The organism is Nitratireductor aquimarinus (genome assembly GCF_017255295.1).
GTDB classification, from domain to species: domain Bacteria; phylum Pseudomonadota; class Alphaproteobacteria; order Rhizobiales; family Rhizobiaceae; genus Nitratireductor; species Nitratireductor aquimarinus.
The window spans coordinates 520,045-541,538 of sequence record NZ_JAFKDE010000002.1 but is presented as its reverse complement, the minus strand read 5'-3'; the positions used below and the strand labels follow the sequence as shown (position 1 = coordinate 541,538).

10 protein-coding genes are annotated in these 21,494 nt (G+C 64.2%); 6 read left to right on the top strand and 4 right to left on the bottom strand.

Translation table 11 applies throughout. The annotated features are described in order from the left end of the window. The first annotated feature begins 282 nt into the window (after window positions 1–282). Genes JYP46_RS02880 through JYP46_RS02865 form a run of 4 tightly spaced genes read left to right on the top strand, consistent with a single transcriptional unit; the run spans window position 283 to window position 14,759 of the window. Complete coding sequence (locus tag JYP46_RS02880) at window positions 283–2,256, top strand: non-ribosomal peptide synthetase (protein WP_206547214.1); 1,974 nt, start codon at window positions 283–285, stop codon at window positions 2,254–2,256. Beyond that, window positions 2,253–10,328, top strand: a complete 8,076-nt coding sequence (locus JYP46_RS02875) for a hybrid non-ribosomal peptide synthetase/type I polyketide synthase (protein WP_222473830.1) — start codon at window positions 2,253–2,255, stop codon at window positions 10,326–10,328. The genes JYP46_RS02880 and JYP46_RS02875 overlap by 4 nt, the downstream gene beginning before the upstream one ends. Then, window positions 10,328–13,150, top strand: a complete 2,823-nt coding sequence (locus tag JYP46_RS02870; protein WP_206547213.1) for a condensation domain-containing protein — start codon at window positions 10,328–10,330, stop codon at window positions 13,148–13,150. Before JYP46_RS02875 ends, JYP46_RS02870 begins: the two co-directional genes overlap by 1 nt. Next, window positions 13,122–14,759: a glucosamine inositolphosphorylceramide transferase family protein gene (locus JYP46_RS02865; protein WP_222473829.1), complete on the top strand. Its 1,638-nt coding sequence runs from the start codon at window positions 13,122–13,124 to the stop codon at window positions 14,757–14,759. The genes JYP46_RS02870 and JYP46_RS02865 overlap by 29 nt, the downstream gene beginning before the upstream one ends. Here JYP46_RS02865 and JYP46_RS02860 read toward each other — a convergent pair. Further along, window positions 14,729–15,535: a 4'-phosphopantetheinyl transferase family protein gene (locus JYP46_RS02860; protein WP_206547212.1), complete on the bottom strand. Its 807-nt coding sequence runs from the start codon at window positions 15,533–15,535 to the stop codon at window positions 14,729–14,731. The two genes, JYP46_RS02865 and JYP46_RS02860, sit on opposite strands and share 31 nt — an antisense overlap. Then, window positions 15,525–16,703: a DegT/DnrJ/EryC1/StrS family aminotransferase gene (locus JYP46_RS02855; protein WP_206545803.1), complete on the bottom strand. Its 1,179-nt coding sequence runs from the start codon at window positions 16,701–16,703 to the stop codon at window positions 15,525–15,527. The genes JYP46_RS02860 and JYP46_RS02855 overlap by 11 nt, the downstream gene beginning before the upstream one ends. A gap of 342 nt (window positions 16,704–17,045) precedes the next feature. On the opposite strand from JYP46_RS02855, the gene JYP46_RS02850 reads away from it, so the two are divergent. Further along, complete coding sequence (locus JYP46_RS02850) at window positions 17,046–18,677, top strand: GMC oxidoreductase (protein ID WP_210346552.1); 1,632 nt, start codon at window positions 17,046–17,048, stop codon at window positions 18,675–18,677. Between the two features lie 21 nt (window positions 18,678–18,698). Here the strand turns inward: JYP46_RS02850 and JYP46_RS02845 are convergent, their stop codons facing one another. After that, a complete protein-coding gene (locus JYP46_RS02845; protein ID WP_206547210.1) occupies window positions 18,699–20,192 on the bottom strand; it encodes an oligosaccharide flippase family protein in 1,494 nt (497 codons plus the stop codon). A gap of 111 nt (window positions 20,193–20,303) precedes the next feature. Here JYP46_RS02845 and JYP46_RS02840 point away from each other — a divergent pair, with 111 nt between their 5' ends. Continuing rightward, the gene (locus JYP46_RS02840) at window positions 20,304–20,570 is read left to right on the top strand and encodes a hypothetical protein (protein WP_206545800.1); all 267 of its coding nucleotides are present in this window, start codon (window positions 20,304–20,306) and stop codon (window positions 20,568–20,570) included. Window positions 20,571–20,657: 87 nt separating this feature from the next. Here the strand turns inward: JYP46_RS02840 and JYP46_RS02835 are convergent, their stop codons facing one another. Then, entirely contained in the window at window positions 20,658–21,335 is a 678-nt protein-coding gene (locus JYP46_RS02835) for a sugar transferase (protein WP_206547209.1), read from the bottom strand. Window positions 21,336–21,494: the final 159 nt, after the last annotated feature.

Sequence of the window (21,494 nt, the reverse complement as noted above, 5' to 3'; positions counted from 1 at the left end):
GCCGCCAATGCCCCCTCAGAGCCCCGGAGCTTAATGCTTTGGGATAGGCCTTCCCCCCCTCCCGCAGGACCCATCGCCGAATGACCTAGATGGGTAAAAACCTAAGACCTCCGGTCGGCGCGGGGCTCATCCAGATGGCCATCTGTTTCTTTGGCCGCCCACGTGGAAGTCTTGGCGTTGAAGGCATGAGAACCAATTTTTCTCCCGCGCCACAACTATAAACAGTGAGCATTTCCAGATGCTTGAAATATAGGCGCGGGCTTTTTCGGGCGGGGCGTCTACATGCATCGAAACCAGAACGACACCGAGCTGTCCATTTCCGGAACGGCCGTTTCTTCCACTCCTCATTCAGGGCACGCATCAGAACGCGGGTATGACCGCGACGCAACGGTTCACGAAACCGTGGCGGCGCTGGCGCGCCAGCGCCCCGATGCGATTGCGGTCGGCTTCGACGACGAGCGCCTGACCTATGCGGAACTCGACCGGCTGGCCGCAAAACTCGCCGCCCGCCTCACCGCGATGGGCGTGCGCAGGGGCGACATAGTGGGCCTGCTTCTGCCACGCGCGCTGAAGACGCTGGTTGCCAAGCTGGCGATCCTCAAGGCGGGCGCTGCCTATGCGCCGTTCGATCCGGCCTATCCTCTGGAACACCTTTCCTACATGACGCAGGATTGCGCGCCGCGCGCCCTGATGATCGACGCCGAAAGCGCGGATCTTACAGCCAGACTTCCCATAAGTGCAGAGCGCCTCATCGACATTGACGCGGCCATGGCCGGGCTGGCTGAGGACAATGCGCCGACCGGCAGCGCCGTGGCCGTTTCGGGCGGTGACGCTGCCTATGTCATGTACACGTCGGGCTCGACCGGGCGGCCCAAGGGCGTGGTCATTCCGCATCGCGGCATTGTGCGGCTGGTGCGCGCGCAGAACTATGTCGACTTCCGCCCGGACGATGTGGTGCTGCACACGGCGACGATCTCTTTCGACGCCGCCACATTCGAGATCTGGGGCGCGCTGCTCAACGGGGCGCGGCTCGCCGGCATTGGCGACCGCACGCTTTCCATGCAGCGCATCGCGAAAACGATTGATGACGAGCGCGTCTCGGTGATGCTGCTCACCACGGGGCTGTTCAACCTTCTGGTCGATCATCCGGGCGGCAGGCTCACCTCGCTTCGGCATGTGTTTTTCGGCGGTGAAGTGGCGTCAGCGGATCATGCGCGGCGGTTTCTCGCCGCTCACCCCACATGCCGCCTGACCAACGCCTATGGGCCGACCGAGGTGACCGTCATCGCCTCGACTTTTGAGGTTCCGGCCGAGTTCCGGGACGACGCGATGCCGATCGGCCACTCCATCGCGCATAGCGGCGTTCACATTCTTGATGATGATCTTCGCGCGCTGCCGCCCGGCCAGGAAGGACAGCTTGCGGTTTCCGGCGACGGGCTCGCCATCGGCTATCTGAACCGGCCGGAGCTGACGCAGGAGCGTTTCGTGACGATCCGCACCGCAGACGGCGAAAGCCTGCGCGTCTATCTGACCGGCGACATGGCGGTGATGGAGGCGGACGGGCTCCTGCATTTTCGCGGTCGCCGCGACCGGCAGGTCAAGATCGACGGCAAGCGCATCGAGCTGGACGAGATCGAGACGGCGCTGCGCCGTGACGAACACCTGGCCGACGCCGTGGTGCAGTGTCATCAGGCTGGAACGGCCAAACGGCTGGTCGCCTATCTGCGCCCGCGCCCGGAGGGCGGAGCCATAAACGGTTATGACGAGTTGGGCTTTGCCGCATCGGTTCTCGGGCGGCTGAAGGGCGTCCTTCCGGCCCATATGGTGCCGGGGCGAGCCATCGTACTGAACGAATTCCCCATGAACCGCGCCGGCAAGGTGGATCGCGCGCGCCTGCCGAACCCGGCTGATGCGCCCGCTTCCGCACCGGCTGCGGCAACGCCCCCTGCAGAGGGCATGGAGGCCGTCGTCGCGCGTCACTGGCGCAGCGTTCTTGGAACCGACGCCATCGGCCCGGATCAGAACTTCTTCGACCTCGGAGGCACGTCGATGCAGCTGATGCGCATTCACGCAGCACTCGAACAGGAGCTTGGCCGCAGCATCGATGTGGTGACCCTCTTCGAGCACCCGAAAATCCGCATCCTCGCGCGCTTTCTCGAGAAGCAGGCGGCGGACGGCCCGCAGACCGCCGCCGCCCAGAGCCGCGCCGCGAGGCAGAGACAGGTCATGTCGCAATTCCGCCGGAGCAGAGCATGAACGGGCAGAGCATGAACGAGCACACGACGCCGAACGAACACGCACCGATGGCGGAAGACGATGCGGGCATTGGCAGCATCGCCATCATCGGCATGGCCGGGCGTTTTCCCGGTGCGCCCTCGGTCGATGCGCTGTGGCAGATGGCGCGCGAGGGGCGGCATGCCTTCCGCACCTTTGCGCCCGACGAGATCGAAGACGCCTATGACGACGCCACCCGCGCGTCGCCCGACTATGTGCCCTCGCGGCCCTGTCTGGACGATGTGGGCATGTTCGATGCGGAGTTCTTCGGCATGTATCCGCGCGAAGCGGCGGTGCTCGACCCGCAGTTCCGCCTGTTTCTGGAGCTTTGCTGGGAAGCGCTGGAGAGTGCGGGCTGCGATCCCTTCGCAGCAAAGGACGCCATCGGCGTTTTCGCCGGATCGTCGCTGAGCACCTATCTCATCAACAACATCCTGTCCGACCGAAAGAAGGCGGAGGCCTTCACCTCCGGCTATCAGGTGGACATGTTCAACGAGCTGGTGGGCGCGATCAACGACACGCTGGCGACGCGCGTGGCCTACAAGCTCGACCTGAAAGGGCCTGCTTTCACCATCCAGTCGGCCTGCTCCACATCGCTTCTGGCGGTGACACAGGCCTGCCAGAACCTCCTGACCTATGGATGCGACATGGCGCTGGCCGGTGGCGTGTCGATCTCGGTGCCGCAGAAGCGCGGCTACATCCACATGGAAGGCGGCATGGTTTCGCCGGACGGGTTCTGCCGCCCCTTCGATGCGCAGGCGGGCGGCACGGTGTTCGGCAATGGCGGCGGGGTGGTGCTTCTGAAACGGCTGGAAGACGCCATCGCGGATGGCGACACGATCCACGCCGTCATTCGTGGCTATGGCGCCAACAATGATGGCGCGGACAAGGTGGGCTACACCGCGCCCAGCGTTTCCGGCCAGGCGGAAGCGATTGCGATGGCGCTTGCAAGTGCGGGCGTCGATCCGGCGAGCGTTGGCTATATGGAGTGCCACGGCACCGCCACGCCACTCGGCGATCCCATCGAGTTCAACGGCCTGATGAACGCCTTTGGCAGCGCCGGCCCCGAAGGGCACTGCGCGCTGGGCTCCGTCAAAGGCAATATCGGCCATCTGGATGCGGGCGCGGGCGTGACCGGGCTCATCAAGGCGGCGCTCGTGGTGCGCGATGGTGAAATCCCGCCGGTGGCGAATTTCGTGTCGCCCAACCCCCACATGGCGCTCAAAGGCAGCCCCTTCCGCATCCCGACAGGACTAACGCCATGGAAGGCGCAAGGCGCGACACGCCGCGCCGGCGTCAGCTCCTTCGGGGTTGGCGGCACCAATGCGCATGTGGTTCTGGAACAGGCTCCAGAAACCAGCACGCTGGAAGACCACACCGCCCGGCCGCTCATCCTGCCGCTTTCCGCGCGCAATGAAGCAGCACTCGCCGCCATGCGTCAGAACCTGGCCGATGCGCTGCGCAAAGGCGCACAGCCGCTTGCCGCCGTGGCGCACACGCTTCAGGAAGGAAGGCACGCTTTTGCCCATCGCTCAGCGGTCGTCGCACGCACCCGCGATGAAGCGATTGCCGGGCTGGAGGCCGAACGCCCGATCAGGGGCGAAGCAGCACCGGAAGCCCCGCCCGTGGTCTTCATGTTTCCGGGCCAGGGCGCGCAGCATGTGGGCATGGGCGGCGCGCTCTATGAAAGTGAGCCTGCCTTTGCCGAATGGATCGACCGGGGCGCCGCACTTCTGGAACCGCTGATCGGCTGCGACATCCGCGATTTCATCCGCCTGCCCCAGAACGACACAGCGGAAGGGCTTGCCGAAGCGCTGCGTGACACGCAGATCGCGCAGCCTGCGCTCTTCCTCGTTGAATATGCGACGGCGAAACTCTGGATGAGCCGTGGGCTGATGCCCGACGCCATGATCGGCCATAGCGTTGGCGAATTCGTCGCCGCGACGCTTTCAGGCACGATGCGGTTTGAGGACGCGCTGCGTCTGGTGGCTGCGCGCGGAAGGCTGATGCAGGACCAGCCCAGGGGGGCCATGGTCTCGGTGCGCGCTGACGCCGAAACGGCTGCCGCACATCTGACCGACGGGGTGGAGATCGCCGCCGTCAACGCGCCCAGTCTCAGCGTTATCTCCGGCACGTTCGAGGCCATGGATGAAACATGCGCCGCGCTCGATGCCGCGGGCATTGCCTACAGCCGGCTGCACACCTCGCACGCCTTCCACTCGGCCATGATGGACGAGGCGGCGCAAGCGCTGGAAGAGGAGACGGCGAAGGTTGAATATGGTCCGGCGACCATCCCTTACATTTCCTGCGTCAGTGGCGACTGGCAGACCGATGCGCAGGGCGCGTCACCAGCCTACTGGGCGCGCCACTGCCGCGACGCCGTGCGCTTTGCCGATGGCATTCAGGCCATCGCGCGCGACCGCCAGCCGGTGTTCATCGAAAGCGGCCCCGGCCGTACACTTTCGGTCTTCACTGCGCAGACGCTGAAGCGCGACGCCATTGCCGCCATCATCCAGTCCCTGCCCGAACACGACCGCGCATCCTTCGGTGAAGAAGCCTTCGCCGGGGCGCATGCGCGGTCGTGGATCGCCGGCTGCGCGCTGGACTGGCCGGCCCTGCCGGAAACGGCGCGGCGGAAGATCCCGCTGCCAACCTATCCATTCCAGCGCCAGATGCACTGGATCGACGCACCGAAGCCGGAAAACCGGGCGAGCGCCGCGACCGATGCGCCGCAGGCAGTCCCTCAGCCCGTGGCCCCTCAGCCCGTGGCCCAGACCCAAGCCCCGGCCCAGAGCCAGACAACCATGACAGACGGAACGAGCCCAATGACCGCTGCACCTTCGACAACCGACCGGCCAGCCATGCTGGAAAGCGCCCTGATTGCCCTTCTTGCCGACCTTTCGGGCGAGGAGATGCCTGACGACGCGGCCGGCGCGACCTTCCTCGAGCTTGGCTTCGATTCACTCTTCATCGGCCAGTTCGCGCAGAAGGTGGAGAAGGAATATCGGATCAAGCTCTCCTTCCGCGAATTGCTCGGCAACATTCCGACCATTCATGACTTGGCGCGACACCTGGATGCCGAACTGCCGGCAGATGCCTTGCAGACGGCGTCTCCCCCTCCGGTGAAACAGGTCCCCCCCACGCCGGACGTCGCGCCCGCTGCGCCATCTACCTCGGTGAATGGAACCCCACAGCCGCCTCTCGGGCTCGAGGCGCTGTTCCAGTCTCAGTTGCAGATGGCGCAGCAACTTTTTGCGCAGCAGATGCAGACCATCCAGTCGCTGGGCGGCACGGCGGCAGCGGCAATGCCGCCCCCCGCCGCACAGGAGGCCGCGCCCCCTGCGCCAGCGCCGTCCCCTGCCCCGACACCCGAGACAACCGGTGATGAAAGCGAAATCGGCGGCAGCCGCATCCGTGTCTACAAGCCCGGCGCACAGGCCGGCGATCAGACGCTTTCGCCCGAAAAACGCGCCTTCATCGACGATCTGGTGACGCGTTATTGTAAGAAGAACGCAGGCTCCAGGGCGTTCACGCAAAAGCACCGGCCGCATCTGGCCGATCCGCGCGCAGCCTCGGGCTTCCGCTCCGACTGGAAGGAAATGGTGTTTCCCGTCGTCTCCGACCGGTCAAAGGGATCGCGCATCTGGGACATAGACGGCAACGAATATATCGACCTCGTGAACGGTATGGGCCAGACGGCCTTCGGCCATGCCCCAGATTTCGTGACCGAGGCGATCCGCGCGCAGGTGGACAAAGGCTTTGCCATCGGGCCGCAGACGCCGCTTGCCGGCGAGGTGGCCCATCTCATCAGCGAGCTGACCGGGCACCAGCGCGTGACCTTCTGCAACACCGGTTCCGAAGCGGTGATGGCCGCGATGCGGGTTGCCCGCACGGTGACGGGCCGCGACCGCATCGTCGTATTCGGCAATGATTATCACGGCCAGTTCGACGAGGTTCTGGTGAAGGGGCGCAGCCGCGCGGGACAGCACCGGACGCTGCCGATTGCGGCAGGCATTCCCTCGGATTCGCTCTCGAACATGACCGTTCTGCCCTATGGCGCAGCGGAGAGCCTCGACTGGATCCGCGCCAATGCGGAGGACATCGCCGCCGTCATCATCGAGCCGGTGCAGAGCCGGCATCCCGAATTGCAGCCCGTCGAGTTCGTGCGCGCGCTGCGCGCGGTGGCGACGGAACGCGATTTCGCGCTGGTCTTCGACGAGGTGGTAACCGGCTTCCGCGTCGACCCCGGCGGCATTCAGGCCCTGTGGGGCATTCGCGGAGACCTGGCGACCTATGGCAAAGTGCTGGGCGGCGGCATGCCCATCGGCGTTCTGGCCGGCGACAGCCGCTATATGGATGCGCTGGATGGCGGCCGCTGGGACTATGGCGATGACAGCGTGCCCATGGTCGCGCCGACCTTCTTCGCCGGCACCTTTGTGCGGCATCCGGTGGTGCTGGCTGCAACCCGCGCCGTTTTGCAGCACATCAAGGGCGAAGGCCGCGCGCTTTATGACCGGGTGGCCGGTCGCACGGAGCAGCTGGTCACACAGCTGAACACCCAGCTTTCCGAGCGTGGCATCGCCATGCCGATCCACGGCTACAAGAGCTGGTTCGTGACCGATTTCGGCAATGCCGATCCACTCGGCTCACTGTTCTACCCCCATGCGCGCCTTCAGGGCCTGCATGTGCAGGACGGCTATCCCTGTTTCCTGACGACCGCGCATTCGGAGGAGGATTTTCAGCGCATTGCCGCCGTGTTCGCAAACACGCTCGATGCCATGCAGGGGGCCGGCATTCTTCGTGGTGAAGATGCGCAGAGCGCCCCTCTTTCAAAGCCCGCGCCGGAAGTGACGAAAACGGAAACCCCGCCCGCTCCCGCGCAGGCCCCGCTGACCGAAGCGCAGAAGGAAATCTGGCTTGCCGCGCAGGCGGGCGATCAAGCCTCGTGCTCGTTCAACGAATCCTTCAATCTCATGCTCGACGGCGCGCTGGACGAAGCCGCTTTCCGTCGGGCGCTCGACCTGGTGGTGGCGCGGCACAATGCGCTCCACATCAGATTTGCGCGCACCGGCGAGCATTTCGAGGTGATGCCCGATTTCCGCATTGAAATGCCGCTGACCGGGCTTCCCGATGAAGCGGCGCTGACGGCGATCATGGACCGCGAGGCCCGCACCGCCTTCGACCTGGTCAATGGACCGCTGGCGCGCGCGGAACTCGTGAAGCTTTCGGCAGACCGGCACGTGCTTGTGTTCACCGCACACCACATTGTGTGCGATGGCTGGTCGGTGAATGTGCTGGTGGAAGAACTGGCCGAAGCCTATTCGGCGCTGGTGAAGGGCGCGACGCCCGACCTGCCTCCGGCGCTGGCCTTCTCGGCCTATGCGCAGGACCGGGCGAACCGGCCCGGGGCGAGCAGCGAGACGGAACAGTTCTGGCTTTCGCAGTTTGAGACCGTGCCGGATCTGCCAGACATGCCCACCGACCGGCCACGGCCGGAACGGCGCAGCTTTGCCGGCGGCACCTGCACCGCGCATATCGGTGAGGACACCTACAAGCGGCTGAAGAAGGCCGGTGCAAAGAGCGGCGCGACGCTGTTCTCGACCCTGCTGTCAGCGCTGCAGGTGATGGTGTCGCGCCTTTCCGGCAGCAACGACATCGTGATCGCCGTGCCTTCTGCGGGCCAGAGCCTTGTCGGCGAAGAAACGCTGGTCGGCCATTGCGTGAACCTCTTGCCGCTGCGCCAGACGCTTGACGAGGACCGCGCCTTCTCCGCCCATCTGAAGGACACACAGACGCTCGTTCTGCAGGCCTTCGAGCATCAGGACTACACCTATGGAACGCTGGTGCGGAAACTCGGGCTGAAGCGTGACCCGAGCCGCCTGCCGCTCACCGAAATCCAGTTCAACCTGGAGCGCATGAGCAAGGGGCTCGACTTTGGCGGACTGTCGGCGAACGTGACGCCCAATCCCAAGGCGTTTTCCAATTTCGACATGTTCCTCAACATGATCGAGAGCAGCGACGGTATCCGCATTGATGTCGATTACAATGGCGATGTGTTCGACCCGGAGACCATTGAGCGCTGGCTCGGTCACTTCGCCACGCTGGCGGCGGCGCTGGCCGACGACATCGATGCGCGGATCGAACGCCTGCCGCTTCTCTCGAATGATGAGGCGGCATGGCTGACCCATGGTCTGAACCAGACCGAGACGCCCTGTGAAAGCGAGCGCTTCGCCTTCGAACTTTTCGGCGACCGGGCTGCTGAGACACCTGACGCCATCGCAGCCATGCATGGCGATGAAACGATCACCTATGGCGAACTGGATGCGCGAAGCTGGCAGCTTGCCCGCCTGCTTCAGGAAAAGCTCTTCATCCCCGGCCGTCGCATCGCGGTGGCGCTGGACCGGTCCATCGACATGCTGGTCACGCTGCTGGCGATCATGAAGGCGGATCACATCTATGTGCCGCTCGACACGGATCATCCCGAAGCGCGTCTCAGCCAGACCATGGACGCAGCCCATATCGCCGCCGTGATCTGCCGGGATGAACGCATTGCCGCGCTTGCAGGCCACGATGTGCTGCCGATCCGGCTGGATCAAGAACGTGCGGCCATTGCCGCACAGGATGCCGCGCCGCTTCAGATCCGCGCACATGGCACATCGCAGGCGGCCTATATCATCTTCACATCCGGCTCGACCGGTGTGCCCAAAGGGGTGGAAGTGCCCCACAGCGCGCTGGTGAACTTCCTCACCTCCATGGCGAAGGAACCCGGCTTCACGGCGCAGGATACGCTTCTGGCCGTCACCACCATCTCCTTCGACATTGCTGCACTCGAACTCTATCTGCCGCTCATCTGCGGCGGGCGGGTGGTGATCGCCGACCGGCTGCAGGTGCAGGACGGGTTCCAGCTCGTGCGCCTTCTGAACGCCTGCGGGGCGAGCGTGCTCCAGGCGACGCCGACGCTCTGGCAGATGCTTATCGAGGCGGGGCTTGGCGAACGTCCGGCGCTCAAAATGCTGTGCGGCGGCGAGCCCCTGCCACCGGCGCTGGCGCGCAGCCTGATCGAAACCGGCGGCGAATTGTGGAACATGTACGGGCCGACGGAAACGACGATCTGGTCGTCCGTGGCGCGCATCGATGATGCGGATGCGCCCATCACCATCGGCCATCCGATCGCCAACACGCAGCTTCACATTCTCGATGCGCGTGGCCGGATCGCGCCGGTGGGCGTGACGGGCGAGCTGAACATTGGCGGCGACGGCCTCGCCATCGGCTATTTCGAGAATGGCGAACAGACCCATGCGGCCTTCCGCAACGTCTCCATTGGCGGCGTTCCGCAACGGCTCTATAAAACGGGCGATGTGGGGCGGCGCATGCCAGACGGCTCGCTCCAGCTTCTGGGCCGCCGCGACAACCAGATCAAGCTGCGCGGTTTCCGCATCGAACTTGGCGACATCGAGGCGGTGGTTTCGGCGGCGGAGGGCGTGCGGCAGTGCGCCGTGGCCGCACCCGTGAACCGCAATGGTGATCGGCAGCTTGTCTGTCATGTGGTGCCCGATGATCCAGCGAACCCGCCACGCCCGGATGCGCTGAGCGCGCATGCAAAGGCGCATCTTCCGGGCCACATGGTCCCCGCCTTCTGGGTCGAGGCCGAAGCGCTTCCGCAGACGGCCAATGGCAAACTCGACCGCAAGACGCTGGAACAACAGGGCATTCCGCGTCAGGAAGCGGCCATCATCCGAACCGCGCCGCGCACACCGATGGAGGAAAAGCTCTCGGCCATCTGGCGCGACGTGCTGAACATTCCCGAGATTGGCGTCGAGGAAAACCTCTACGCGCTGGGCGCGGATTCGCTCAGCATCTTCCGCATCGCCGCAAGGATGATCGACGCCGGCCTGCCGCTGGAGGCGCGGCATCTTCTTCAGCACCCGACCATCGGCGAACTGGCGCTGATCGCCGAGGAAGCGGGCGATGAGCCGGTCAATGGTGTGCAGCCGCATGTGCCCTCGCTCAAGGATTTCCGGCATGGCGCACGCCGCCGCATGGAGGCGCACTGATGACCGACACGGAGCACCGCCCGCTTGCCGAGGGGGCAGACGAGATCATCGGCGAATTCCCCTGCACGCAGACGCAATTGCGCTGCTGGTTTCTGGACCGCTTGAGCCCGGGAAACCCGGCGCTCAACGTGGCGGTGCGCTGGGAAATCCGGGGTGATTTCAAGACCGAGAGCATCGAAACGGCCTTTCGGCAGATCATCGACAGGCACGAGATCCTGAGAACGCGCTTTATCGAAATGGGCGGGCAGCCCGTGCAGCAGGTGGTGCGGGCGGTCTCGTTTCGCATGCCGGTGATTGATCTGCGCCATGTGCCGGCCGACCAGCGCGAGGCGCGCGTCCAGTCGATCAGCAGGGAGACGGCGGCGGCACCCTTCGATCTTGGCCAGGCGGGGCTCTTCCGCGTCACGCTTTTGATGGTGGAGAACCGGCGCGGCTTCATCCTGATCACCGCGCATCAGTCCTGCTTCGATGGCTGGTCGATCCGGGTTCTGGGGCGCGAGCTTGGCGAACTGGCTGCCGCCATCGACGCCGGACGCCCGGCGCAGCTGCCGGAACTTGCGCTGCAATATGGCGACTTCGCGCTCTGGCAGGACGAGTACCGCAACAGCTACGGTTTCGAGACCGAGAAGACCTATTGGCGCGAGCAGCTGCGCGATGCGCCCTATTTCGAGATCCCGCCCGACCGGCCGCGCGGACGCGTGAAGACCAGCCGTGGCGAAATCCTCTCCGCCGTGCTTCCGATGGAGCTCGGCGAGCGGATCGAGGCGGCGGCGCGGGCGCAGCATGTTTCGCTGTTCAGCTATGGCGCGGCGGTGATCAGCGCAGCGCTGCATCACTATTCCGGCAGCCGCGAAATCCTGTTCGGAACGCAGATCGCCGGGCGCGAGGATGTGGATCTGGAAAGCCTGATCGGCGTCTTCATCAACAATCTTGTGCTGCGCTTCGACATTGCCGACGATCTGAGCTTCGCCGATCACCTGGCGCGGGTGAGCGCCACGGTGGGGGCCGCGCTCAATCATCAGAAAATGCCGTTCAACAATCTGGTGGAGCTGGTCAATCCGGCACGCGATCCCTCGCGCAATCCGCTGGTTTCGCTGAACTTCAACCAGCAGAAGGCGTTTCTGGAAGACACGCGCTATGGCGATTTCGAGCTGATCAGCGCGCCCTCGCAGTCGCCGGGCGTCATCTACGATCTGAACTTCATCATGATTGGCCGACCGACCGGCTGGCGCATGTCGGTGGAATACAACACCGATCTGTTCGATGAGGCGACGGCGCAGGAACTGCTCGACCTCTGGCAGAAGGCCTATGCCTTCGCGCTGGCCGACCCGCAGGCGAAGATCGGCGACATGAAAGGCCCCGTGCGCGCACCCGCTTCACCGCAGGAGACGCGCGCAGAACCGGCTTCGCGGGTGGAAGCCCTGCTTCTTGCCCATCGTGACGTGGCCGATGCGGCGGTCAGGCGCGATGCCTCCGGTGCGTCTCACGCCTATGCGGCGCCGGCCGCCGGCCTTGCCACACCGCTTGAAACGCTGCCGGCGCATCTCACCGCCTATCTGGCAGAACGGCTGCCTGACGACGATATGCCGGCGGGCATCAGCATTCTGCTTGCCCTGCCGCGCCGGGCTGACGGCGCGCTTGATGATGCAGCACTTCCCATGCCCGACCCCATGCCTGCGCCCGTCGCTCCGCCAGCAGCACGCAAGGTATCGCCACCAGCGGATCGGGAGGCGGAGCTTGGCCGGGTGTGGGCGCGCGTTCTCGCTGTGCCGCAGGTGCAGGGAAGCGATGATTTCTTTGCGCTCGGCGGCCATTCGCTTCTGGCGCTGCGCATGTTCTCGGCAATGCGCGAGACCTTCGGCGTGCAGCCGGACCTGGCGGTGCTTTTCAAGGAGCCGACGCTTTCAGGCTTTGCCCGCGCGGTCTTCGGTGAGGCGGAAGCACCGGTCGCAGACCATGCACCCGCTGCGCCGCCTGATGTGGAAACGGCGGAGCAGAACCCGGCGATCATCGACTGGGAAACCACCATCTACCGGCAGGGCAGCGGCGATTGCGCGATCTACACGCTCAACCATCCTTTCCTCTATTACCGGATGGCCAAAACGCTTCCCGGCCACGCCTCGGTCGTGAACCTGCACATGTTCAACGCCCGGATCGATGCGGAAACGGAAAACCTGTCGCTGGAGCAGATCGCCGGCGATGCGGTGGACGCCATGCAGCTTGGCGACCGGCCCAAAACGGTGGCGCTGGTGGGCCTTTGCGTGAACGGCATTCTGGCGGCGGAGATGACGCGGCAGATCCGCCTCAAAGGCCACGATGTGAGCTTTGTGGCGCTGATCGACAGCTGGGCTCCGGGCTATGTGCGCTCGCAGCCACGCTTCACCCGCTGGCGCTGGAACACCGAGAAACGCGCCAAGCGCCTGCTCTACTTCACCGGCAAGCTGATCCGCGGCCGCATTTCGATGATGACCTATCTGAAAGAGTTCAGCTTTTCGCTGAAGCTGGTGGAGCGCTTTGCGCCAGACCGGGCGCTGAACCCCGAGGAAGAGGCAAACGAGGCGGTTACGCAGTTTCTGGTGCGGGCAGCGCGGCGCTACACCCCGCGCGCGCTCGATGGCGAAACCGTGCTCCTGTTCCGCAGCCAGGCGAACCATCCGCGCGCCAAGCCGCTCCTGTTTGGCTGGCGCGGTTTCGTGCCGGATGATTCACCCGTGTTCGACCTGCGTGGCTGGCATGAGGATTCGCTCAGCGACAGCGGCATCGACAAGCTCTCGACCGTGCTCGGCGAGCGCCTTGAACTGGGAGGCGGCTCTGAACGCTAAGGGAAAACCGGCCAGCAACAGGAAGCCGCAGGCGCGTCCCCTGCGGATCGGGATTGCGCGCGCCATCGGGCAGACCTTCGAAAACTGGGAACTGCTTTTGATCGAGCGCCTGCTCTCGGACCGGCGCTTCAGGCTGGTCGCGTTCCTCACCGATCCCGCTCCACACCATGCGGCCCGACCCGGCCTTCTGGCCAGAACGGTGGCGCGGCTCGACAATTCGCTTTTCGCACGCCAGCCCGCCTATCGCGCACGCCGCTTCGAGCGCGCGCGCAGTTCCATCGTGAGCATTCCGCTGGACGAAACCGGAGAGAACAGCGACCGCCACAGGCTGGAGCTCGATCTGGTGCTGCGCCATTGCGAGGGCGCACTGCCGGAAACGCTGACCGAAAACCTTCGCTTCGGCGTCTGGTCGCTCAGCCATGTCTTCACCCAGTCCGGACCCGTCAACTGGGAGGGCATGGGCGATGTGGCCGAAGGCGCGCCGACGAGCCATCTCTCGCTTTTCGTCGAGACTGCGCGCCAGCCGGAACGGCGTGCAATTGCGGAGGCCGAGTTCAATGTGAAGTTCAGCGCCGCGCGCAACAACGCCTTCATGAAGGAGAAATCGGTTCTGCTTCTGGTTCGGGAACTGCGGCGGCTGGCCGAGACCCGGAAACTGCCGAAACCACTGAAAGCGGCTGACAGTGTTCAACCGGCCCCACCGCCCGGCCTTCTGACGACCGGTCGCTATGCGGCAGCACTTGCGAAGAACGTGACGCAGCGGGCGCTGAAATCCGTGCGCCGCGCCTCCCATCAGGATACGGCCGTGTGGACGCTCTACAGCGGGCGCGGGTCCATTGATGATTTTGATCCGAGCGAGGCTACGGAAATCCCGCCAACGGACACGGCCATCAAGGCCGATCCCTTTCTCTTTCACCATCAGGGAAAGACCTATCTGTTCTACGAGAATTACGGGCGCGGCGACACGAAGGCGCACATCGCGGTCGGCGAGATCACGCGGCGCGGCTTCGAGCCCATCGGCATTGCGCTTGGCGGTGAGGAACACCTCTCGTTTCCCTTCGTTTTCAAGCATGGCGACGAGATTTTCATGATGCCGGAAACGCATCAGCGAAAGCGCATCGAAATCTGGCGCGCGGTCAGCTTTCCGCTGATCTGGGAGCCCTATTCGCGGGCGCTCGAAGGCTGGTCGGCCGCTGACAGCACGCTGTTCCACCATCGCGGCCAGTGGTGGCTTTTCACCAATCTGTCAGAGCATCACGCTTTCGAAGATCATTGCTCGGCGCTCTACGCTTTCCAGGTCGATGGCCCGGAACTCAACCGGCTTGTGTCGCACCGGCGCAACCCGGTGGTGATCGGCAGCGCCACGGCGCGCAATGGTGGCCGCATCTTCTCGCGCCATCGCCGCCTCTACCGGCCCGCGCAATACAATGCCCATGGCATTTACGGATACGGTCTCAACATCATGGAGATCGAGCATCTGGACATGGAAGACTATCGGGAAACCTGCGTGCGGCGCATCCTGCCCGACTTCAAGCCGGGCCTGAGCGGCTGCCACCATTTCGATGCCAGCGGCTCCCGCTACATTCTGGATGCACGCCTCAACGCCTGAGAGCGCTCAAGGCGAGCGCCCGGATGCCAGGCGCCGCGCGTTTCGCGCCCCGGAGCCGGTTGCCGGCGACCGCGATAGTTGAGCGCAACGGCGTTGCCGGCCGTCATCGCGGCCACCGCACCGACATAGCCGCGCGGCAGCGCAAGGTTGGCAAGCCGCCACTGGGCCGGTGCATCGGCAACGCCATCCAGCCTCAGAAGCCGCGGCTGACCTTCCGGGTCGATGGTGACATCGAAGGATTCAAGCGGCAGCGAAAGCCCTGCCCCGTGCGCCTTCACGAAGGCTTCCTTGCGGGTCCAGCAGCGGAAGAACGCTCCCAGATAATCCTGCGAGGGAACGGCGGCGAGCGCCTCGTTCTCTGCCGGCGAAAAGAAATGCGCGGCCAGGTTCTCCCGAAACGGCAGAACCCGCTCGATGTCGATGCCCAGCCGGTAGCGGTCCGATACGGCGAGCACCGCCATGCCACCGCTATGGCTCAGGTTGAAGTGAAGCGGTGGTTCGCCGCGTCCGGCCAGCCGTGGTTTGCCAAAGGCATTGTAACTGAAGGAAAGACGCCTTGCGGGAACACCGAGATACGCCCCCAGAATGGCCCGCAGCCGGCCCCGCCCGGCGATGAAACGCAGGCGGTGTCTCTCATGCACGAAGCGGCCTGCACGTGCGAATTCCGCCTCATCGAGAGCGGAGACGAGCTGCGGCAGCGCATCTAGGGGAACATCGAGCGACCATTGCCAGACATCGATCGTGCTGGCGCCAATACCGATCGGTTTAAGATGCATAGGACAACCGCCTTTCCTGTGAACTCTGGCCAGCCATGCGGCGGGCAAGATAGGCCATGAGCGCCGTCGGATAGTTCTCGCCAAGGCTGATGCGGCAGGTGCGCTTGAGAATGTCGAGCGAGCGGGCGCACATGTCCGGCCCGTAATCCACGCTGGCCTTTGCCCAGCCATAGGGGTTCATGGCCGGATGGAAGGCGCGCTTTTCAAGGATCGGCGTCCAGTGGGTGCAGACATGACGGCTGGAATCGAAGACCCGATACACGCCGCGCCTGTGTTTTGCGGCAAACGTCTTCGCCTCCTCTTCGGTTTCGAAAAGAAGGTGAAGGCCAACCGCATTCTGCGGATCATTGTGCGGCCCCAGCCGGAAGGCGTCGCAGCCCGACAGGATGCGCGCCATGACCTGATGCCGCTGGCGCATCCGCTTCAGCATCGGGTCGAGTTTCGCGAGCTGCACATTCAGCATCGCGCCCTGGATCTGGCTTGCCTTGAAGTTCACGCCAAAGAAACTGGGCTCGTTGTAATTGTCGAGATGGCCGCGAAAGAGCTCGCCCACATCGTGATACATGCGCGCGCGGGCAAAGAAGCGGTCGCTCTGCGAGGCCACCGCCCCGCCCTCGCCGATATTGATGTTCTTGAACTGGTTGAAGCTGAACGCGCCAATGTCGCCAATGGTGCCCACGCGCCGGTCGCGATAGGTGACACCGACCGCCTGGCACGCATCCTCAATGACAAGCAGGCCATGCTTTCGCGCCAGCGCCATGATCGCTTCCATGTCGCAGACCATGTTGGCCATGTGCACGGGCAGGATCGCGCGGGTGCGCGGCGTGATCCGGCGCTCGATGTCGTCGGGGTCCATGGTCAGCGTTTCGTCGATGTCGACAATCACCGGCACGGCCCCAACCGCAAGCACGGCGGCGGCGGTGGCGATCCACGTATAGGCGGGCACCAGAACCTCATCGCCCGGCCCCACGCCTGAAGCTGCAAGGCCGCTGATCAGCGCCCCGGTGCCGCTGCTGACGGTGAGCACATGCCTGATGTCGAACTGTTGCGAAAACGCCTTCTCGAACCGGTCGAGCGGCCCTTCGCCCGGTCCCCCATAACGCGCCAGACGACCAGAGGCGATGACCCTTCCGATGGCCAGCCACTCACGCAAACCAACCTTTGCCATAGTGTTTTCCCGCTTTGCCGGCGGGCGGCTTCATGCCCGGTCTGCGCGGTGCGCAGAAGGGGCACGTCGCTTGCGCCGCGGCGCCCCATTTACGCTTCGAGCCTATGCCGCGCCCAAGGGGTTTTCAAATAATCCAATCATCCGAAACAGGGGCGCTGCGGCCCTACCCGGCCATGGCCAAAACCCTTAGCAAGTAGCCCCTTCTATGCAATTTGGATGAATTCGGCCTGGGCCGTGTTTTTGCTAGCCTTGCTGCGGGGTTTTCACAGCGCGGCAAGCCGTTTTGTCCATGGCTGAGCCGCCCTCTCAGGTGGCAATGTGTCCGATACAGACTTGCGAACCATGCCTTCCGGCACTCAGTTCGAAGCCGATCTCGCCCTTGTGGGCGCGGGACCGGCAGGGCTGGCGATTGCCCGCGAGTTTGCCGACACGCCCGTAAAGGTTCTGCTGATCGAAAGCGGCGGCACGGATTTCGACCCGGACGCGCAGACACTGAACCGGGTGGAAAATGTGGGCGATCCGAATGCGCGGGACGCCATGCCGCTCCAGCGCGGCTATACGGGCGATCTCGCCTGGCTCAACGACATTCCCGCCTTCGAACTGCGCAACCGGCTGGTCGGCGGCAGCACCCACACCTGGGTGGGCAAATGCGCCGCCTTCGATGACATCGATTTCGACATGCGCAAATGGGTTCCCGGCTCCGGCTGGCCCTTTCCGCGCCGCGATCTCGCCGGCGAGCTGGACCGTGCGGCGGAACTGCTCAATCTCGGCCCCAACATCTATGACAGGGCGCTTTATCACCGGCTGGTCTCGCCGCCGGCAGAAATAGATCTGAACGACGATCTGGTGCGCACCTTCTTCTGGCAGTTCAGCCACAGGGCGGGCAGCAGCGAGCCGCTGCGTTTTGCCGACATCGCGGCCAAGCTGACGGCGAAGAACATCGACATTCTCACCCATGCGACGGTCACCCGCATCGGCCTTTCCGAGAATGGGCGGCGGATCGAGACGCTCGACCTGAAGAGTCTTTCGGGCACCGAGGCGAGCGTGCGGGCGCGCAAGGTGGTTCTGTGCTGCGGCGGCATCGAGAATGCGCGGCTTCTGCTTGCCTCGAACGACGTGGCGAAACAGGGCATCGGCAATGAGCGCGACTGCGTGGGGCGGTATCTTGCCGATCATCCGCGCACCGTGATCGCGCGGTTCGGCAGGGACACGCTGCAGGACGTGGCCGAGCATTTCGGCTTTTACGGCCTGACGCACAATCACCGCACGCATTTCTATCTGCGCGGACTGGCGCTGAGCCCGCGTCTTCAGGCCCGCGAAGGGCTGCTCAACTGCGCCACCTATCCGGTACAGATGCTTGCACCGACCGACCCGTGGGTGGCGCTCAAGCGCTTTTATGCAGGCAGGCAGCGGTTTCGGCTCAGCGATCTGCGCACGGCCCTTGCCGCGCCCGGCGGGCTGGCGGCTGGCCTGCACCGCCGGCTCATCATGAAACGCGGCCTGCCGCGCCAGATGACGGAACTGCGCTTCGACGCGATGGTCGAGCAGCGGCCCAACCGCGAAAGCCGGGTGACGCTTTCATCGCGGCGCGATCCGCTTGGCATCCCCATGCCGCGCGTCAACTGGAAGATAGGCTGGGCGGAAACGGCCAGCGTGGCGCGGCTTGCCGAGCTGATCTCGGCGGAGTTCTGGCGGGTGGGCCTGCCGCAGCCAGGTCTTGAACAATGGGTTCTGGACGAAGACTTCAAACACGCGCCCTTTGCCGACATGGCGCATCCCGCCTGCACCACCCGCATGGGCGAAGACCCGTCGTCCAGCGTGGTCGACCGCAATGCGCAAATTCATGGCGTCGAAGGGCTTTATGTGGCGGGTAGCTCCGTCTTTCCAACGCCCGGCCATGCGAACCCGACGCTGATGATCCTCGCGCTGACCCTGCGGCTGGCAGACCACCTGAAAGCACGGCTCTTGCGCTGAAAACCCCTGCCGGGGTTTCCTCTAGCCTTCGGACTTCAGCCAGCCGGTCCATTTCCAGCTTGCATAGAGAACGCTCAGATAGATCAGTGCGCCGACGAGCACCTGAACGGCCATCTGCGAATAGCTGGGCAGATGCGCTTCGGCGGGCCAGTGCGCAAGCGACGAGACACCCACGAACATGACCGCAGCAGCGAGCCCGATCAGACCGCTATTGGCCGCGATGCGGGACCAGTCGAGCCGGCCATAGCGCGCCTGATACCAGATCGAGAGCCCGCCGGCGAAGACAGCCGCCACGCATTGACCGAGCGCCGCATAGACAAGCCCGAAAGGCGCAAGCGCAACCATCATGCCGATGGAGGTGACACTGATCATCAGCGAGAGCGGCCAGAGCCGGCTCACCTCGCCACGCACCGAAAGCAGCGGTTCGGTCACATAACCCTGGAACATGAGCAATTGCCGAACGGCGAGGATCTTCACCACCAGCGCCACCGGCGCCCAGCCGCTGCCAAGCGCGATATCCACCAGATTGGTCGCCACCAGAAGAAGGCCGACATAGACAGGGGCAGCCACGGCGAAAAGCACCGGCAGGAAGACGTTGCCCGCCCGCGTGATCGCATCGTCACCCGTCCCTGCATCCTGATTGCCGGCACGGCGGAAGATCACCCAGGCGAGAAGACGCGCCGGCTCGCCGACGAGTTCGGAAAAGGCAGCGACGATGCGCTCGGCCGCCCGGTAATAGCCAGCATCGGCAAGGCCAAGCAGGCTGCCCACAAGCAGCGTTCCCGAATAGGCGCGGCCGAAAACGATGAGCCGCACGCTCACAATGTAGCGCGCGAAGTGGATCACTTCGGCCAGAACGCTGCGGTCCGGCAAGCGTGGGGCGATCCAGCCCAGCACCCAGATGCCGCCAAGGACATTGAGGAGGTTCGTGACAAGACGACCGATTACCAGCGCGACGATGTTCCAGCCCGCCCAGAGGCCGAACAGCGCCACCACCAGACCGCCCGCCTCGCTGATCATGCGGATGATCGCCTGACGGTTGAGCATATGGCGATGAACGAGCGTGCCATCATAGACCGTGTTGAGCGCGGCGGGCACGAACCACAGTGTGAAGAGCGCGAACAGCCAGGATTGCCACACCGGGAACCAGAGCCCTCCGACGATCAGAACGCTCCAGAGGCCAAGCAGCGTGAAGCCGCTGCCGCTCAGGAGTGCGATTGCCGCAAGCTCGGGAAGCCTTTGCTCGCCATGTTCGGAGCGCATGATGAACTCGGCCCACCCGCCTTCGCTGACCACGACCAGCAGAAACGCGATGGCCGAGACGAAGGCGAAGAGGCCGAATTCGGCCGGTTCCAGCACATGGGCGGCAGCCACGAAAACGGCAAGCTGCGCCACCTGCGCGAACAGCCGGGCCACCATGACCCAGACCCCGCCGCCCAGCAATGTGGAGAGCGGCAGACCGAGAAAGCCGGCGGGCTGTGTGTCATCCTGCCGAGGTTTGTGATCCGGTTTCACCAGCCGTTCCCCCCGCCGCTATTCACCTGCGCGGGCGCATCAGCTACGCTTTCCTTGAAATGACCGATGATTCGCCGTCTCTGGCGGTGCATAAATCGGAAGTGCGGTTGCATGGATTTCGATGCCCGATCTCGGTGCGGCCCGGCGTTGAGACAGGGGCTGCAGATGGTTGCGGTTCCTCGTGAGCGGTTACAGCTTTGGTGCTTTTCGGCGAACAACGAGCAGACAGTGCGAGACGCGAGTAAAGAAGACCAGATGAACCAGGGTTTCCTGGCCCGGCCCTTCAAGGCGATCAGCGCAAAGATCGCCACGCGTTGGATTGTTATTGCCTTCTGTCTTGTCGTCTGGCTGGCCGTTGTCTTTCTCTACCTCCTCTAGAATTCCCGTGTGCGCTCTGCTCTGCGCCAGAGCAATTCCAGGAAAAGCGGGAACCCGTTTTCCGTCCGGAATTGCGCAGGAAACGCCCTAACAACCATTGTGATCGAACAGGAACACGCCGACCGTGCGCCAGACGATCTTGAGATCGAGCCAGGTCGTGCGGTTCTGGAAATAGTGGACATCGAGCCCGACGCGCTGGTCGTAAGACGTGTCGTTGCGCCCTGAAACCTGCCACAGCCCGGTGATGCCCGGCTTCATCAGCAGATAATCATTGATGCGTTCGCCATAGCGCACCATCTCGTCTTCCACGATCGGGCGCGGCCCGACGACGCTCATCTCGCCTTTCAGCACGTTGACGAACTGCGGCAGCTCATCGAGGCTCGAAACCCGAAGGAAACGGCCAATGGGATGGATGCGCGGGTCGTCGCGCAGTTTCTGGCAGGCGCGCCATTCCTGAAGAAGCACCGGATTCTTGTCCAGAAGCTCCTTGAGCAGCCGGTCGGCGTCGCGCCGCATCGTGCGGAACTTGAGACAGTCGAAAACGCGCCCGTCGCGACCGATGCGCTTCTGCCGATAGAAGACCGGCCTTCCGTCGCTGATAAGGATGCACAGGGAGATCGCGGCGAAAGCCGGCAAAAGAAAAAAGAGAACAAGAATACTGAAGACGATGTCGAATGTTCTCTTGAAAACAAAATAGGAGCGGAAATGTCTTACTTTCCGCAGCTCCAATTCCTGTTTTACGGAACTATCGTATGCGTACAGCATGAACCCGCCCCTGGGTGTTGTTCTGTGTGCCTCGCCGTCGATCATTATAAAGCCGCGCAAACCGCGTGATATAACTCCATCGGGGTAGTGGACGGCGCTATTTAGGTGCAATCCACCGAACAATCGGACCATCCCTACCCCCGCAAAGCCGCCGGTCTA

Coding starts and splice junctions, on each gene's coding strand:
- JYP46_RS02860 (WP_206547212.1), bottom strand. CDS start 15,535: ATGCATCTTAAACCGATCGGTATTGGCGCCAGCACGATCGATGTCTGG.
- JYP46_RS02870 (WP_206547213.1), top strand. CDS start 10,328: ATGACCGACACGGAGCACCGCCCGCTTGCCGAGGGGGCAGACGAGATC.
- JYP46_RS02840 (WP_206545800.1), top strand. CDS start 20,304: ATGGATTTCGATGCCCGATCTCGGTGCGGCCCGGCGTTGAGACAGGGG.
- JYP46_RS02855 (WP_206545803.1), bottom strand. CDS start 16,703: ATGGCAAAGGTTGGTTTGCGTGAGTGGCTGGCCATCGGAAGGGTCATC.
- JYP46_RS02875 (WP_222473830.1), top strand. CDS start 2,253: ATGAACGGGCAGAGCATGAACGAGCACACGACGCCGAACGAACACGCA.
- JYP46_RS02835 (WP_206547209.1), bottom strand. CDS start 21,335: ATGCTGTACGCATACGATAGTTCCGTAAAACAGGAATTGGAGCTGCGG.
- JYP46_RS02850 (WP_210346552.1), top strand. CDS start 17,046: ATGCCTTCCGGCACTCAGTTCGAAGCCGATCTCGCCCTTGTGGGCGCG.
- JYP46_RS02880 (WP_206547214.1), top strand. CDS start 283: ATGCATCGAAACCAGAACGACACCGAGCTGTCCATTTCCGGAACGGCC.